The sequence below is a fragment of the Brevibacterium sp. Mu109 genome (genome assembly GCF_900169375.1).
GTDB lineage: Bacteria > Actinomycetota > Actinomycetes > Actinomycetales > Brevibacteriaceae > Brevibacterium > Brevibacterium yomogidense_A.
This window is the reverse complement of the sequence record NZ_FXZF01000013.1, coordinates 58,094-74,523: the sequence shown is the minus strand read 5'-3', so window position 1 is coordinate 74,523 and position 16,430 is coordinate 58,094. Positions and strand designations below refer to the sequence as shown.

The 16,430-nt window shown below is 69.9% G+C and carries 8 protein-coding genes; 7 read left to right on the top strand and 1 reads right to left on the bottom strand.

Features of this window, described 5'->3' with window-relative positions; translation table 11 throughout:
* Position 1: 1 nt before the first annotated feature.
* Entirely contained in the window at positions 2-463 is a 462-nt protein-coding gene (locus tag BSP109_RS09530) for an OsmC family protein (RefSeq protein WP_101600245.1), read from the bottom strand.
* Between the two features lie 63 nt (positions 464-526).
* Here BSP109_RS09530 and BSP109_RS09525 point away from each other — a divergent pair, with 63 nt between their 5' ends.
* The 7 genes from BSP109_RS09525 to BSP109_RS09495 all read left to right on the top strand — a co-directional run bounded on the left by BSP109_RS09525 (position 527) and on the right by BSP109_RS09495 (position 16,425).
* A complete protein-coding gene (locus BSP109_RS09525; protein WP_101600243.1) occupies positions 527-1,261 on the top strand; it encodes a helix-turn-helix transcriptional regulator in 735 nt (244 codons plus the stop codon).
* Positions 1,262-1,410: 149 nt separating this feature from the next.
* Positions 1,411-2,862: a sodium:solute symporter gene (locus tag BSP109_RS09520; RefSeq protein ID WP_101600241.1), complete on the top strand. Its 1,452-nt coding sequence runs from the start codon at positions 1,411-1,413 to the stop codon at positions 2,860-2,862.
* A gap of 134 nt (positions 2,863-2,996) precedes the next feature.
* Positions 2,997-4,760, top strand: coding sequence for a urocanate hydratase (hutU, locus tag BSP109_RS09515; RefSeq protein WP_101600239.1), 1,764 nt, complete (start codon positions 2,997-2,999; stop codon positions 4,758-4,760).
* 74 nt (positions 4,761-4,834) lie between these two features.
* A complete protein-coding gene (locus tag BSP109_RS09510; RefSeq protein ID WP_101600238.1) occupies positions 4,835-5,473 on the top strand; it encodes a 4'-phosphopantetheinyl transferase superfamily protein in 639 nt (212 codons plus the stop codon).
* Between the two features lie 196 nt (positions 5,474-5,669).
* A complete protein-coding gene (locus BSP109_RS09505) occupies positions 5,670-6,728 on the top strand; it encodes a class I SAM-dependent methyltransferase (RefSeq protein WP_180959683.1) in 1,059 nt (352 codons plus the stop codon).
* The gene (locus tag BSP109_RS09500; RefSeq protein ID WP_101600234.1) at positions 6,725-14,905 is read left to right on the top strand and encodes a type I polyketide synthase; all 8,181 of its coding nucleotides are present in this window, start codon (positions 6,725-6,727) and stop codon (positions 14,903-14,905) included. The genes BSP109_RS09505 and BSP109_RS09500 overlap by 4 nt, the downstream gene beginning before the upstream one ends.
* Positions 14,902-16,425: an ABC transporter substrate-binding protein gene (locus tag BSP109_RS09495; protein ID WP_101600233.1), complete on the top strand. Its 1,524-nt coding sequence runs from the start codon at positions 14,902-14,904 to the stop codon at positions 16,423-16,425. The genes BSP109_RS09500 and BSP109_RS09495 overlap by 4 nt, the downstream gene beginning before the upstream one ends.
* Positions 16,426-16,430: the final 5 nt, after the last annotated feature.

The window sequence follows — 16,430 nt, the reverse complement described above, 5'->3', positions numbered from 1 at the left end:
GTCACTCCTCGTCGACGACGGTGGTCGTCACCTCGACGGGAACTGCCAGTGAGTTCGCGACGTAGCAGTGCTCATGGGCGGTATGCGCGAGCTGCTCGATCTCCCCGTGATCCGTCCCAGCGGGGACTGTGACGATGACGTCGAGCGACACGGTGTCGAGTCGAGCCGGCTCTGCCTCGAGCAGCAGACGCGAAGCCGCTGTGTCCTCGTACCCGAGGATCGTCACCCCGGCCCGGGCCGCAGCCCCGAGGAAGGAGAGCATCTGGCACGAGGCGGCGGCCGCCACGATGAGCTGTTCGGGGTTCCATCTGGCGGGGTCGCCGCGGAACGACGGATCGGCGCTGAGGTCGAGGTCCACCGCGGCCGGCGGCGACGCGATGACATGGTTGCGTGAGTAGGAGCGGATGCCTCCAGCAGTGGTACCGCTCCATCGGGTGTGTGTCTCATACGAGTGCGAAGCCATGGTCCCAGTGTGCGCGGGCGATCGTTCGGCGATGGCCGAAGTATCTGGGCGTAGCCTGGGACCATGGACAGCCGCAGTCTGGACCCGAGCACCACGGAGTCCGGATCCCGCCGGCGGGATCGCGATTTCTCCGGGCTCGGGAAGGCCTTGGCCTCACCCACTCGCTCCGTCATGCTGTCGCTCCTCATGGACGGCACGGTGAGACCCGCCGGGGAACTGGCGCGGGCAGCCGGGGTGTCCGCCTCGACGGCATCCGAACATCTCTCCGTCCTCGTCGACGCCAGGCTCGTCACGTGCACGGCACGGGGCCGAGGCCGCTACTACCGGCTGAGGGGCCCAGAGGTGGCTCACGCACTCGAGACGCTGGGGCACATCGCGCCCGCTGCGCCCGCCACCGGATACACGGGGGTGCGTGCCGCTGAGAGACTGGCCTCGGGTCGCTTCTGCTACGACCATCTGGCCGGCCGCCTCGGAGTCGGGCTCACCAGGGGGTGGGTCGCCGCCGGGTGGCTCGACGACCCCGACCACCTGCAGCTCACCTCAGCCGGACGCGACGGGTTCGCCGATCTGGGTGTGGACGTCATCGGTCTCGACGCGCTGCGTCGACCCACCACGCGGGCCTGCCTGGACTGGACCGAGCGACGGCCGCATCTGGCAGGGGCACTCGGCGCCGCCGTCGCCGCACTGTGCGTCGAGTCGGAGTGGGTCGTGCGGCGACCCGGCAGTCGAGGTGTCCGGGTGACCGATACGGGAGCGGCAGTCTTCCGCCGCCAGTGGGGCGTCGGCCTCTCCGCATAGCATCGCCCTCTGCGTGCACGGGATGAGGCCGGATCGCGCTTCCCACCCGGTGGATCTTCGCTCCGTGCGGCCCAGTACTCTCTGAGAGGCACCACGGAGAGGTCTCATCTCCCTGCTGTCGGTCCATGCCTGCGGAACGGGGAACGGGAATGACTGATACGACGATCATGACCCTCATCATCATCGCGTACCTGGTGATCGTCGCGGTGATCGGACTCGCAGGGACCAAGCTCATCAAGGGCTCGGACGACTTCATGCTGGCGGGCCGCAAGCTCGGTCCCTTCATGGTGATCGCGGGCCTGACCGCCACCCACATCGGCGGCGGCGCGGTCATGGGGGTGAGCGAGGACAGCTACGTCTACGGCGTCAGCGGCGTCGCGTACAGCGTCGGCACCGCACTGGGCCTCATCCTGCTGGGCGTGCTGTCAGCGGAGAGGCTGCGGAGTCTCTCCCTGCGGACCATCACCGACTACCTCGCGCTTCGCTACAACTCGAAGATGGTGCGCGGTCTGGCCTCGGGCCTCTCCATCATCGCCGTGACCGGCATCGTGGCCGCCCAGGTCAACGCCGCCGGCGGAGCCTTGGCCATCCTGGGCATCGATCCGACGATCGGCGCCATCGTCGCAGTGCTGCTGTTCATCGCCTACACGGTCTTCGCGGGAATGTGGGGCGTGGCGCTCACTGACGCCGTGCAGGTCATCATCGTCGTCATCGGAGTGCCCATCGCCGCGATCGCCGGTCTGCGTGCGGCAGGCGGACTCGACGGGCTGCGGACGTTCGCGGAGACCAGCGGAGACATCGTGAGCGCCGACTACTTCTCCCCGGTCGGCATGGGCGTCATGGCGATGCTCGGCATCATCACTCCGGTGATCATGTACGACCTCATCGGTCAGGACTTCTACCAGCGCCTCTTCTCCGCGCGCAGTGCGGCCGTCGCGCGGATCTCCGCGATCTCCGCCGGCCTGCTCCTCCTGGTCTTCGCGATCTTCCCGGTCATCGGCGGCATGAGCGCGCGTGCGCTGTTCGGAGACCTGGAGCACTCGTCGTCGGCCCTGCCGACCCTCATCTCCGAGGTACTTCCCATCGGCGTCGCCGCCGTCATCGTCGCCGCGATCCTCGCGGCCGTCATGTCCACCGCGGATTCGCTGCTGATCGCCGGCAGCACGCACATCACGAACGACTTCTACCGCGAGATCATGGGGCGCGATCCGGAGGACGACAGCCCGCGGACGCTCGCCGTCGCTCGCGTCTGGACCCTCATCCTGGGGGTCGGTGCGCTGGTGTTCGCACTCAGCGTGCCGGGGATCATCACCGTCCTCTCCCTCGCCTACACGATGTACGCCTCCGGTGTCTTCGTGCCCGTGATCGGCGGTCTGCTCTGGCGGCGTGCAACCCGCGCCGGAGCCCTCGCAGCGATCATCGCCGGGTCCGTTGGCGGACTCGCGGGGGTGTTCGGCCTGTTCGACTACGGCGCCGTCCCCGAGGTCGTGGTCGGGGGCGTGGCATCGCTCATCGCCTTCGTCGTGTTCTCCCTGCTCACGAGACCCGACACTGCCGCGGAGCATGCGGACGGACGCCAGAAGAGGGCCACCGAGGCCTGAGGCTCCGCTCCTCCGAGTCCGAGATCTCGGACAGCGGGAGCGTGCTGACCCCTTCTCCGCCGAGGCTGCGGGCCTCACGATGGTGAACAACGCATCCGATCGTGTTCGCCGCCGTCCGCACCGGAGGAGTTCCCATGTCACAGCCGACCAACTCTGCGCAGCCGACCAACTCTGCGCCCCGCCCCCGCACCACCAGCACCACTCCCACCCGCACCACCCACGACCCCTCCCGCACGATCCGCGCCCCACGCGGCACGACGATCACCGCCAAGTCCTGGCAGACCGAGGCGCCCAAGCGGATGCTCATGAACAACCTCGACCCCGAGGTCGCGGAGCGCCCCGAAGACCTCGTCGTCTACGGCGGCACGGGCCGGGCCGCTCGGTCGTGGGAGGCGTACGACGCGATCGTCCGCACCCTCGACGAGCTCGAGGACGACGAGACTCTGCTCGTCCAGTCCGGCAAGCCCGTCGGCGTCCTGCGCACCCACGAGTGGGCCCCGCGCGTCCTGCTGGCCAACTCGAACCTCGTGGGCGACTGGGCGAACTGGGAACACTTCCGCGAGCTCGAGGCGGAGGGCCTCATGATGTACGGCCAGATGACCGCCGGGTCCTGGATCTACATCGCGACGCAGGGGATCCTGCAGGGCACGTACGAGACGTTCGGCGCGGTCGCGGACAAGCGCTTCGGCGGGACGCTCGCCGGCACTCTGACCGTCACCGCCGGCTGCGGCGGGATGGGCGGCGCGCAGCCGCTGTCCGTCACACTCAACGGCGGCGCCTGCCTCATCATCGATGTGAACGAGTCGTGCCTGCGCCGCCGCCGGTCCAAGCGCTACCTCGATGAGGTCGAGACGGACCTGGACGCGGCACTCGCGAAGGTGCTGGCTGCGAAGGCGGAGAGGCGTCCGCTGTCCGTGGGACTCGTGGGCAACGCCGCCGAGGTCCTGCCCGCCCTGCTGGACCGTCCCGAGTCCGCGCAGGTGGACATCGTCACCGACCAGACGTCCGCGCACGACCCCCTGTCCTACCTGCCGGTGGGTGTGAGCCTGGACGACTGGCACGAGGAAGCCGCACAGGATTCGGAGAAGTTCACCCTGCGGGCGCAGGAATCCATGGCGGGTCACGTCCGTGCGATGGTCGAGTTCCAGGACCGCGGTGCAGAGGTGTTCGACTACGGGAACTCGATCCGCGACGAGGCCCGCACCGCCGGCTACGACCGTGCGTTCGCGTTCCCCGGCTTCGTTCCCGCCTACATCCGCCCGCTGTTCTGCGAGGGGATGGGCCCCTTCCGCTGGGTGGCGCTGTCCGGGGACCCGCAGGACATCGCCGTGACGGACGCGGCCCTCAAGGATCTGTTCCCGGACAACGAGCACCTGCACACGTGGCTCGATGCGGCGAACGAGTTCGTCGAGTTCGAGGGGCTGCCGGCCCGCATCTGCTGGCTGGGCTACAAAGAGCGCCACCAGGCGGGTCTCCTCTTCAACCGCCTGGTGGCCGAGGGGAAGGTGTCCGCACCCATCGTCATCGGGCGCGACCACCTGGACTCCGGATCCGTGGCCTCGCCTTACCGGGAGACGGAGGAGATGGCCGACGGCAGCGACGCGGTGGCGGACTGGCCGCTGCTCAATGCGCTGGTCAACACCTCATCGGGGGCGACGTGGGTGTCGCTGCACCACGGCGGCGGAGTCGGCATGGGCAGGTCCATCCACGCGGGACAGGTCTCCGTGGCCGACGGGACGGATCTGGCCGCGCGGAAGCTGGAGCGCCTGCTGACGAACGATCCCGGCATGGGCGTGCTGCGGCATGTGGACGCGGGCTACGACCGGGCGCGCGAGGTCGCACAGGAGCGCGGCGCCTGGGTGCCGAGCGACCCGACGCTGGATCAGCTCCGGCCCTGACGCGGCATCCCTGCTGCGTCCGTTCAAGACGCTCCCCTGATCATCGCGGTCCCGCGCATGGCACACTCGGAACGGTGACCGTCGAGGAACCCGTCGTACTCGCAGCTGCCAGCGTCGATCTCCTTGCCGCCGCGGACGTCCCGGCACCCCCTGACGCCGGCGCTGCTGACGGCGCTGGCGGCGCAGACCGGACGATGGCCGAGCGCTGGCTGGATCGTGACCAGTACGTGCGGTGGTCGCGTCTGCTGCGCGCCCAGGACCGGGACGACTTCCTCGCGGCGCGGATCGCCGCGGACTCCGTCGTGCGACGGCTGTGCCCCGAGGCGGACGCGCTGAGGACGCCGCTGCACTTCCGGCAGCGCTGCGATGAATGCGGAGGCGCACACGGCCGGCCCGAGGTCCCGGGCATGCGCCTGTCGGTGTCCTGGGCGCACGCCCGTGGCTGGGTGGTGGCGGCGGCCCACCGCGGTGATCGAGTCGGTGTGGACATCGATCACCTGGAACCGTGGATGCCGATCGCCGTCGGGTCGACGGTCACCGGTCGCCACTTCGTCCGGGCGGAGGCTCTCGTCAAAGTCGGCGCGATGGACCTCGACTCCGCGCTCGCCGCGGCTCTCGACTGGCCTGAGTCTCCGGCTCACCCCTACGGCGGCTTGACCGTTCGCGATCTGCAGTGGCCAGGAGGGCTGGTCGGAGCCGTGGCGTACAGCTGATCCCTCGCCGGACATCGCAGAGGGGCGGGGCAGTGGTGCGGCGCCCCGGAAAATGCATATGCGGATATATAGATATGCGCAATCGATCATTATATTCTGTGCGCGAACTCTCCTAGTCTTTCCATGCCGAATACGGCGCCACGGAAGGGTCGGGAAGAGAATGCTGGATGGTGTGTTGAATGCCCTGGAAAGGGAAGTGGGAAACGACGACCATCGACGTATTCGCAAGGACCTCGATGCCCTCGATGAATGGGCGGAATCCGTCCTCTTCCACACGCTCCGCATCGAAGCGTCCTTCTCCTCTCCCAGTCGGTGGAGCCTCGAAGAATTCGCTCAGGCACTGTCCGCCCACCCGCGCCACCGATGGTTGCTGCGGAGGTGGCTGGACGTCCTCACCGCCCGCGGAGCTCTCCTCTTCGATCCCGACGCGCGGACATGGGGAGTGGGTACGCCGCTCCCGCCGTCGGATCAGCTGGAGCGCTCCGTGCATCCCGGCCCCATCTGCGGCGACTCGCTGTGGGACTTCTATCGAGACTGCGCCGACCGGCTGCCGGAGCTGATGCGCGACGAGCTGACCGTCCAGCCGCTGCTGTTCCAGCGGGAGGACGTGCTCGACGGGATCTATCGGACGAACGCCGTCTCCCGGGGGACCAATGCCGCCGCGGCAGCGGCCATCCAGCAGATCGCTCCTACTCGAGTGATCGAGGTGGGCGCCGGCACCGGAGCCACGACCCGATCGATCCTGAACGCCCTGCCGGACGGGGCGGAGTACCTCTTCACGGATGTGACCCCCTATTTCTTCGACAGCGCTGCACAGCTGTCCGATCGCGTCGAGGTACGCACTCGCCTCATGGACATCAATCGATCGGAGCAGCTTCCCCCGTACCAGGCAGTGGTGGCCGGGAACGTCCTCCACAATGCGTGGGACATCGACGACGCTGCAGCCGCGTGCGTGGACCTCGTGGAGGACGGCGGTCACATCGTCATGATCGAGACCGGGCGCGAGCACCGCCCCCTGCTGCTGTCGATGGCGTTCCTCATGTCGCAGTCCGTCGAACAGCCGGAGTCCCGGATCCGGGACCAGCGTCGCCACGACGCGAGGATGCTCCTCCGTGCGGACGAATGGGAGCGCGCGTTCGAACGAGCAGGCGCACAGGTTCTCGCTCGCGCTCCCGGCGACGATCACTCGCTCAGTCCCTCGGCGCAGTTCGTCCTCGTTGCGCGCCGTGGCCATCGGAAGGATGACATCACATGAATGATGAGATCGCAGTCGTCGGCTTCGCCTGCCGATTCCCGGGAGCCGCAGACGCAGACTCCTACTTCTCGCTGCTGCGCGACGGCCGCTCCGGCCTGCGCACCGTCGAGACGGCGCCCGGCCGGGTGGGTGTCGTCGGCACTCTCGACAGCGCGCTCGCATTCGACCCCGCACCCTTCGGCCTGGGCGACGCAGAAGCACGCATGCTCGATCCCCAGCACCGGATCTTCCTGGAGTGCGTCGCGGACGGCCTCGATCACGCCGGGCACGGGCGTCCGGGCGCACGGGGAGCGGTCGGCGTGTACGCGGGTACAGGCCTCTCCAGCTACCTCACCAGCCGTTTCGGGGATCGCTTCGACCCGACCGGAGGTGACGACCCTGTTTCCAATCTGGCGCTGCACTCCGCGAACGTCGCGGAGTACATGCCTCTGAGAGCCGCGCACGCACTCGACCTCGACGGCCCCGCCGTATCGATCGGCGCAACCTGCGCCACGTCGCTCGTCGCTGTGCACCAGGCGGTTCAGTCGCTGCTGGCCGGAGAGTGCGATACCGCTGTCGCCGGGGGAGTCACCGTCACCATCCCGGAGTCCCACGGCTATGTGAGTGTCCCCGACGGACCATTCAGCTCGGACGGTGTCACCCGCGCGTACTCGCAGCGCGGCGACGGGACTGTGTTCACCGACGGCGCCGGGGTCGCCGTGCTCAGGCGCCTGGACGACGCGGTCGCCGCGGGCGACACGATCCACGCCGTCGTGCTCGGCAGCGCCGTCTCCAACGACGGTGCCGACCGGATCGGCTTCACTGCTCCCAGCGAGTCAGGGCAGGCCGCGACGATCGCCCAGGCGCTCGCGATGGCAGACTGCAGTCCCAGCGATCTGGGGATGATCGAGGGGCACGGCACTGCCACTGCGCTGGGCGACCGGATCGAGATCGCGGCCCTCAAGCGGATCTTCGGAGACCAGCGGACAGGGGAGGGCATCGCTCTCGGATCGGTGAAGACGAACATCGGCCATACCGGGTCCGCAGCCGGCATCGCCGGGTTCCTCAAGGCCGTTCTGTGCGTGCGCGACGGGATCCTCGTGCCCTCACTGCACGCCGACCCCGTGGACGACCTCGATTCCTCCCCGTTCAATCTCCCGACCCGGGCCCGCTCATGGAGCGACTCTGTGCGCAGAGCCGGAGTGAGCTCGTTCGGCATCGGCGGCACCAATGCCCACGTCGTGCTGGCATCCTCACCAGACCACGAACAGGATTCGACCCCCCCGACTCCGAAGAGCAGCTCTCCCGCACACGGACGCACTCCTCGGCTGCTCGCCGCCGCAGCACACAGCGAGGCTGCCGCAGAGACGCTGCTCGACTCCTATCTGTCGGTGCTCGATCCGCGCGCGGAGCGGAACGGATCGCGTGTCGCACCGGTCGCTGCCCTCGAGGACATCGTCCACACCGCGCTGAGCGGTCGGGCTGACGGGCCTGTGCGCGCCGCTGTGCTGATCGACCAGGATGGGATTGCGCACGGCCGGGCCCTTGCGCGCCGACAGGAGCTTCGCACCGTCCTGGCCTTCCCGGGCGCCGGCGCCCAGCATTGCGGGATGGCCGCGGATGCGCTCGCGACCGACCCAGGGATGAAGCCCCATCTCACCCGCGTCATCGACTCGGTCGCCGCAGCCGGAGGCCCCGCTCTCACCGACGTCCTGCTCGATGCGGACTGCGGGCAGGACGTGGAGGACCCGGCCGTCGGACTGCCGGCCCTCTTCGCCTGCTCTCTGGCGACGGCGCTGCGCCTGGTGGAACTGGGCCTCGCACCCGACGCCACCGTGGGCCACAGCGCCGGAGAATACGCTGCCGCGGTGATGTCCGGCGTGCTCACGGTGGACGAAGCCGCCGCCCTGGTGGTCGCTCGGTCGGAGGCGATGAGCAGGACGGAGAGCGGCTCGATGCTCGTCGTCGACCTCGACCGGGACGGTGTCGAGGACCTGCTGGTCAGCCATCCCGACCTCGATCTCGCTGTCGTCAACGGTCCGCGGTCGCATGTGATCGCGGGCCCGAGCGATGCGTGCGCTCAGCTCGTCGCTCTGCTCACCGACTCCGGTGTGCGCTGCTCGCGCGTCGCCGTCGATGTCGCGGCCCATTCCCGGATGGTCGACTCCGTGGCGCCGATCCTCACGCGGCGGTGTGCGATCCTGCGGCCCGGCCCCCCGCAGACACCGATGTTCTCCACCCTGCACGGACGGCGGGTGACGGACGCGGAGATCACGGATCCTCAGCACTGGGTCCGCCACCTCCGCAGCACCGTGAGGTTCGACGAGGCGGTGGACGCCGCGCTGGGCGACGGCCCTTCTGCGCTGGTCGTGTGCGGACCGGGGTCAACGCCCGAGTACACGGCGCGTGCCGTCGGCTCGGCGCGGCTCGCGCTCACCGTCCCCACGCACGCCGGGGCAGAGGAGCAGGACCCCGCATTCGGTGAAGCGCTCGCCCGGCTGTTCTGCACGGGGCTCGGCATCGATCCGCTGCTGCCGATCCGTCCTCAGGGCCCGTCCGGCTCCGTGGATGAGGAGCCGAACGCCCGACCCCCGCGGAGGGTCCCCCTGCCCGGCTACCCCTATGAGCGGCGCGAGCTCAGCGCGCCGCCGGCGGAGAGGTCCGGGGCTGGTCGGACCCATGACATCACGCGGAGGGAGCCCTTCCAGCTCCCGCTGTGGGAGGAGCTTCCTCCGCCGGACCCAGCGGGCTCGATCCTCGCTCCAGTGCTCGGTGCAGGGCGGATCGCTCGGCGCCTGCGCGGCATCGGATGCCCCGACTTCACGGCCGCTGCGAAGGGAATCGGTCCCGATGGACGTGCGCCCGATGGACGTGCGCCCGACGGACTGCTGACGGGCTGCGTGCTGTGCATCGACCCGCCGGACGCCGGAAGCTCGACCGAACGGATCACCCAGGCGCTCCTGTCTCTGCGGGATGCATCGGACGTGCTGCGCGCCCACTCCTCCGGCGGCTCCCCAGAGCGCACCGATGACGCACCTCTGGCAGTGCTGGCGGTGCTGACGAGAGATCGTGACGACCCGGCCCGGGAGGCGCTGACCGGAGCCGTGCGGGTCCTCGCCCAGGAAGTCCCGGGACTCGTGTGGCGACTGGCGGAGGTCGACGACTCCGCCGATGCCCCGCGACTGATCGCGGACGAGCTCGCCGACCTCGTCCGGACAGGGCGCACTGCATGGGAGATGCGACTGGGTCCAGGCGTGCGGACAGTCCGCCGGTGGCGGCACTGGACGCCGGCCCCTGTGCATCGGCCCGAGCGCGCGGGAGAACCAGGCGGCGCCTCCGGTCGTCGTCCGACGATTCTCATCACGGGCGGGTTGGGCGCTGTGGGGCGTGCGGCGGCCGCTCACTGGATCTCCGCCCGTGGAGCCCGCGTCGTGCTCGCCTCGCGCAGCGGCAGCGACCCCGATTCCCTGCCGCCCGAGGTCCGCGATGCCGTGAGGGCGATGGGTCAGGCTGTCGAGGTGCGGGGCCTGGATGTGGCGGACGAGGCCGCGGTCGGCGACCTGATCGGTGACCTCGCCGCTCTCCACGGACCGCTCGACCTCGTCGTCCACGCTCCCGTGGACCTGGACCTCGCGCCTCTCCACGAGCTCGAGGAAGGAGCGATCGCGAAGAGCCTCCGCGCCAAGGTCGCCGGGACGGATGCCCTGGCCCGGGCCTGCGAGAGGTTGGATGAGGGCGCCCGCCCGCGTCGCGTCGTCCTCATGTCGTCGGCGGCAGGGACCATCGGCGGGTTCGGCCTCCTCTCCTACGTGGTCGCCAGCCGCTACCTCGACGCGTGTGCGCGGAGGCTGCCGGGCTGGGTGAGCGTGGACTGGGACCGCTTCCGCTTGGGCACGCAGGCGGAGGCGGACGCGGTCTCCGAACTCACGATGCGCTACGCGATGGACATCGATGACGCGCTGGCGGCGCTGGACCGGCTCATCGACCACGGGGGCACTCTGCTTCCCCAGGTCGCAGTCTCTCCAGGCTCGCTCGAGGCCCGTTCGATCGAACTCGAGACCCGATCGCGGGGCAGGAGCGGGGACCTCGGCGGCTCCGACCTCGGGTCCGAGGACGAGCGCACTGTCGCGCGCAGCTGGTCGGACGTGCTGGGGCTTCCTGTGGAGAGCGCCGACGATGACTTCTTCGCATTGGGCGGTCATTCTCTGCTGGCGACCCGTGTGCTCGCCCTGCTGGCCGAGCACACGGGTGTGAGGCTGCGGCTCCGCACTCTGCTCAACGCCCCCACTGTGGGAGGGCTGGCGGCGGAGCTGTCCGCTCGCCGCGCCAGCGGGTCACGTACTGACTCGACCGTCGACGCCGAGGAGTCCACGCCCGCCACAGCGCCGTCGGCCGCCCGATCCGAGTCCAGTCCGCCCGCACCTCGACCACCCGCCTCGAACACGCGATCGGACGGAGCATTCCCCCTCACACGTGTGCAGAACGCGTACCTCCTGGGACGTCGACCGGAATACCCGTTGGGCGGCGTGGCGTGCCACTTCTTCCTGGAGATCGAGCCGGAGGATCTCGACGTCGATCGCTATGCGCAGGCGTTCCGGCGCGTGGTGGCGCGCCACGCGATGCTGCGGACGGTCATCGACGACGTGGGCCGGAACCTCCCGCTGCCCGTGGGACGAGGCCCTGAGCTCGTCGTCGAGGACGTGCGCGGGCTGCCGGCGGCCGAGGCCGAGCTGCGACTGGAGGAACTGCGCTCGGCGCTGTCCGCACGCATCGTCGACCCCCACACCGGGCCGATGGTGCAGCCTGTGGCGGTGCTCCTGCCGGACGGCGGCTCACGGCTGCTGATCTCGGTCGACGTGCTCGTCTGCGATTCCGCGAGCTGGATGATCGTCGACCGCGAGATCTCCCGCTTCTACGAGGACCCGGACGTGGATCTGGCCCTGCCGGGCAGCACGTTCCGCGACTGCGTCGCGATGCTGGAGCAGTCCGCGGACGCGGACGTCCGAGCCGAGGACCTCGCGTACTGGGAGGGCCGGCTCCCGAACCTCCCGGGCCCCCCACCCATCGCAGCGGAGGAGCCGAGCGGTCCGTCACGATTCGTGCGGCTCTCCGCGCGCATCCCCGCAGCCCGCTGGCAGCAGGTGCGCAGGGCTGCGGCGCAGGAGCGGATCACCTCCACGGCGGCCGTGCTCGCCTCCTACACCGATGCGCTCGCGCAGTGGTCGGGCGAGGAGCGCTTCTGCGTGACCACGACGGTATTCGACCGTCCGGACCTCCCCGATGTCGCCGAGGTGGTGGGTGAGTTCTCCACGCTGCTCCTCACCGAGCGCGAGGGTCCGGGGCCGACAGCCGCGCATCGTGCCCGGTCCATGCACCGCCGGCTCCTCGAGGACTACGACCATCGGACCGTCTCCGCGCTGGAGATCGCGTCGCGCCGTGGGGTCGGGACGGACTTCGGCGGCATCCCTGTGGTGTTCACCAGCATGTTCGGACTCGACCAGCGCTCCGACGGGAGCCGCCACGACCATGCATGGCTGGGCCCCGTCGTGGGCGGAGTGAGCCAGACGCCGCAGGTCTGGCTCGATCATCAGGCCTTCGAGCACCGTGATGACCTCATCCTGCAGTGGGACGTGAACACGACCGTCGTCGATCTCGAGGACGCCCGCGCGGCGTTCGAGGCCGAGCAGCGCGCAATCCTGGCATTCGGCGATGCCGAGGCCCGGTCACGGGCCGCGGATTCGTCACCAGAGGTGCCGGCCGACGGCATCAGGGCGGTCTGGTCGCAGGTGCTCTCCGTCCCGGTCGAGCGAATCGAGCCCGGCGTGCGGTTCGTCGAGCTGGGCGGCGATTCGCTGCTGGCAGTCCGCACGGCGGCACTGCTGCGAGACGCGTTCGGACGTACGGTCCCGCTGGGCGCGATCCGCGCCGACATGACAGTCGAGGACATCCAGATGCTGCTGCAGCAGGCGGATGACGAGCCTGCGGACGCGCCGGCTTCCGACGGCGAGGACCCGACCACCGCGTCCAGCACTGGTCCGGAAGCGGAGCAGCACGTCGCTGCGGGCGAGCTGACCGCTCTCCAACGGTCGTACTTCGTCGGCCAGCAGGGCGTGTGGGACTTATCCGTGGATGCTGCGCAGGTCGTCACATCAGTCCCGCTCCGCAGACGCTCCGACGACCCGGAGCAGCAGCTGCGCTCCGCGGTCCTCGCGCTGTGCAGGCGCCACCCCATGCTGAGGCTGAGGGTGGACGACGATGGGGCACCCCACATCGATCCGACCCCTGCCGCAGGCGGGGAACCGGTCGACGTCGTCGACCTCCGCTCGCTCACATCCCTCGAGGCCGAGCGGGAGGCCGAGGCCGCTCATCGGGAGATGCTGCTGCAGGGCGCTGACGCGGCCCGAGGCAGGCCCTGGAAGCTGCGCCTGTGCCTCCAGCCGGAAGGACGGGGCACGCTCATCACCGCCTTCTCCCTGCTGGCCGTGGACGGGTGGTCGATCGGGATCGTCGAATGGGAGCTGCTGCAGCTCCTGGCCGACCCGGCAGCGGATCTGCCCCCCGTCACCGCGACCCCTGCGGGCGTGCTCGCCGCCCGCGACGAGCGCGCCGCAGCGGATGCGGAGTGGTGGCGCGAGGAGATCACTCGTCTGCCCGACCCCCCTGCTCTCCGGAAGGGGCCCACACCCAGGAGCATCACGCGCGTGCTGCGCCGAACCGCGGCCCTCGATCCGGAGGGAGCGCGCGCACTCAAGCGCGAGTGCGCCGCTCGCGGGATCACCCCCAGCGCAGCGCTGCTGGCGACGTGGGCGCACTCGATCTGCAGCCGCACGGGGCAGGACGAGGTGCTCCTCACCGTCCTGCTGGCGGGGCGCCCAGGATCCGTCCCGGGCGCAGAGACCGTTGTCGGGTCCCTCTCGACCACGGCCCTCATCCCGATGGCCGCGCCAGCGGGACGGTCTCTCCTGCGCACTGCGGAGGAGACTGGCCGTCGGCTGTCCGGAGCCGCGGAGCACCCGGGCGTCAGCGCGGCCGACGTGGCGCGCGCCGTGGGCGGCCACAGCGATCACACCAATCCCTCGCCGTTCGTCTTCCAGTCGACGCTCGGGATGGGCGCGAGCCGGCCCGCTGCAGCGGGTCCGCTGGGCGTCGTCGAGGTGGAGAGCCACCGCCAGGACGTGCGCACGCCCCATGTGGAGTGCGAGATGCGGGTCTACGAGGTGGAGGGGTCGCTCCGAGCTGACCTGAGCGCGGTCGCCGGAGTGCTGGACGAGTCGGATCTCGACGCGCTCATGGCGCACTTCCTCACCACGGTGCACGCGCTGAGGACCGGCAGCGGCTGGGAGGTGCACCCCGCCGCTCCCATCGGAGTGCCAGCGGAATCGGTGCACACGCTGCGGCGCGGTGCGGGTACGCCGCTGGTCCTCATCCACCCGTCGGGGGGAGATGGTCTGGCGTGCGCGGAGATCGTCCGGCACCTGCGGTCGACCGGTCCGATCGTGTCGATCTCCGATCCCGGGATCCTCGGCCATCACTGGCCGCAGGACCTGCGGGAGGTGTGCGCACGGTACGCGGCGGAGATCGACAGACGCTTTCCCGACGGCCCGGTCCGCATCGGCGGATGGTCGATGGGCGGAACCCTCGCCCACGAGGTCGCCCGACAGCTCCGCTCATGGGGACGGAGCATCGACGGCCTCGCGATGATCGATTCGACCTGCCCGGAACTGATCGACGTGCGCCCGGGGACCGTCGGTGAGGCAGACCCGCGCCGTCGATTCGCGCTGACGGTCGACAGCTTCCTGGACCTGGGGCTGAGCCGTGACTGCGAGGACGTCTCGCAGCTGCGCGACAGGTTCGTCGAGGCTGGAGCCTTCGAGTCCCGGGAGTCCTTCGAGGATCGCTGCGCGGTGTTCGACCGCCACTTGAACGGGCTGTCCGAACACCGGGCGGCGCGTCTCGATTCGTCCGTGCCGGTGCTCCTGCTCATCGCCGACGACCGGGCGCCGGTCAACAGCGGAGAGGGCATGGGCGTCGACGACGGCGCCGAGCAGCCGCTGCTCGGCTGGGAGCCGTACATCGACGGGCCGGTCACGGTCGAGCGGATCCCCGGCCACCACTACAGCGTCCTGCGCGGACGTTCCGCAGTGCGCATCGCAGATGCGCTCAGCAGTTTTCTCACCGATGAAGGGACACACCGATGAACAGGACGAGCACCTCGAGGGCGATGCCGCTGACCGGCATCGCGACGGCTCTGGCACTGCTGACCACCGGATGCGCCGTCGACGGGGAGGGCGGCGCAGCAGCGCACGGCTCCGACACCGGCGAACCGCTCCGCGTCGGTGCGGTCGAAGCTGCGGGTCAGACAGTCGACGACCCCCACGGCTCGCTCTTCAACGAGTCCGACTGGCTGCGCCTCAGCGCACTGTACGACACGCTCATCGGGGTGGACACGGCCGGTGACCCCGCACCCGGAATCGCAGAGGAGTGGACGGCTTCGGACGACGCCACGACCTGGACTCTCACTCTGCGCGACGATGCGGTGTTCTCCGACGGCGTCCCTGTGACCTCCGCGGATGTCATGCACTCCCTCGAGCGGATGGATGCTCTGTCGGCGGAGAACGGACAGCGTCTGGGCACTGTGTCCGTCGGGGAGAGCTCCGCTCCGGATGACCACACCGTCGTCCTGTCCACGACGATGCCCGACGCCGACCTGCCGCGCACCCTCGCGGGATCCGCCTTCATCGTCCCCGACGGCACCGAGGACTTCTCCGATCCGATCGGCTCCGGTCCCTTCAATCTGACGGCGAGGGCCGATCAGGGCGCGGAGCTCGAGCGGAACGGCGAATGGTGGGGCTCCGAGGAGCGCGTCGATGCCCTGGAGATCCGTGGGTTCGAGAGCCCCCAGGCGATGAGCTCTGCGATCGAATCCGCGGAGATCGACATCGCCATGGGCGTGGATCCGACGACCGCCGCGGCTGCGGCGGAGGAGTTCACCGTCGTGCAGAGGGAGAACGAGACGACCACCCCGCTGCTCATGCGCCTCGACGAGGAGCCCTTCGACTCACCTGAGGTCCGTGAGGCCGTGAAGATCGGGCTGGACCGCGAGGAGCTCGTGGAGACGGTGCACCTGGGCTACGGCACGGTGGGGGCGGACCTGCCGCAGCCAGCCGATCCCTCCGCGCCCGATCTCCAGGCCCCCGAGCGCGACGTGGACAGGGCCCGGGACCTGCTCGCGGGGGCGGGCGTGGACGAGGACACCACCGTCGATCTGCACACGACGTCCGCCTACCCGTCGATGCCTGTCGCCGCGGAGGCGATCGCCGAGCAGCTCGGCGAGATCGGCCTCTCCGTCGAGGTGGTCGAGCACGATCCGCAGACGTACTGGTCGGAGACCTACACGCAGGTTCCGTTCAGCATCGGCTACAACGCATACATGCCCTACCCCGTGTGGGCCAGGCAGACGGCCCTGAGCACGTCGGCATTCAACGAGACCGGCTGGCAGGACGAGCTGTTCGATGAGGACTTCGCCCGTGCGCTGGCGACGGTCGACGAGGCCGAGCGCAACGAGATCCTGGGTGAGCTGCAGACACGGTTCGCAGAGGAGGGCGGTCTTGTGGCATGGGGCCACGGAGACGGACTGTCGATCGTGCGCGACGGAGTGGAGGGCGTCTCCGACGCGGCAGGGATGGCGCGCGTGCGGCTGGTCGGGGTGACGCGCTGAGTGTG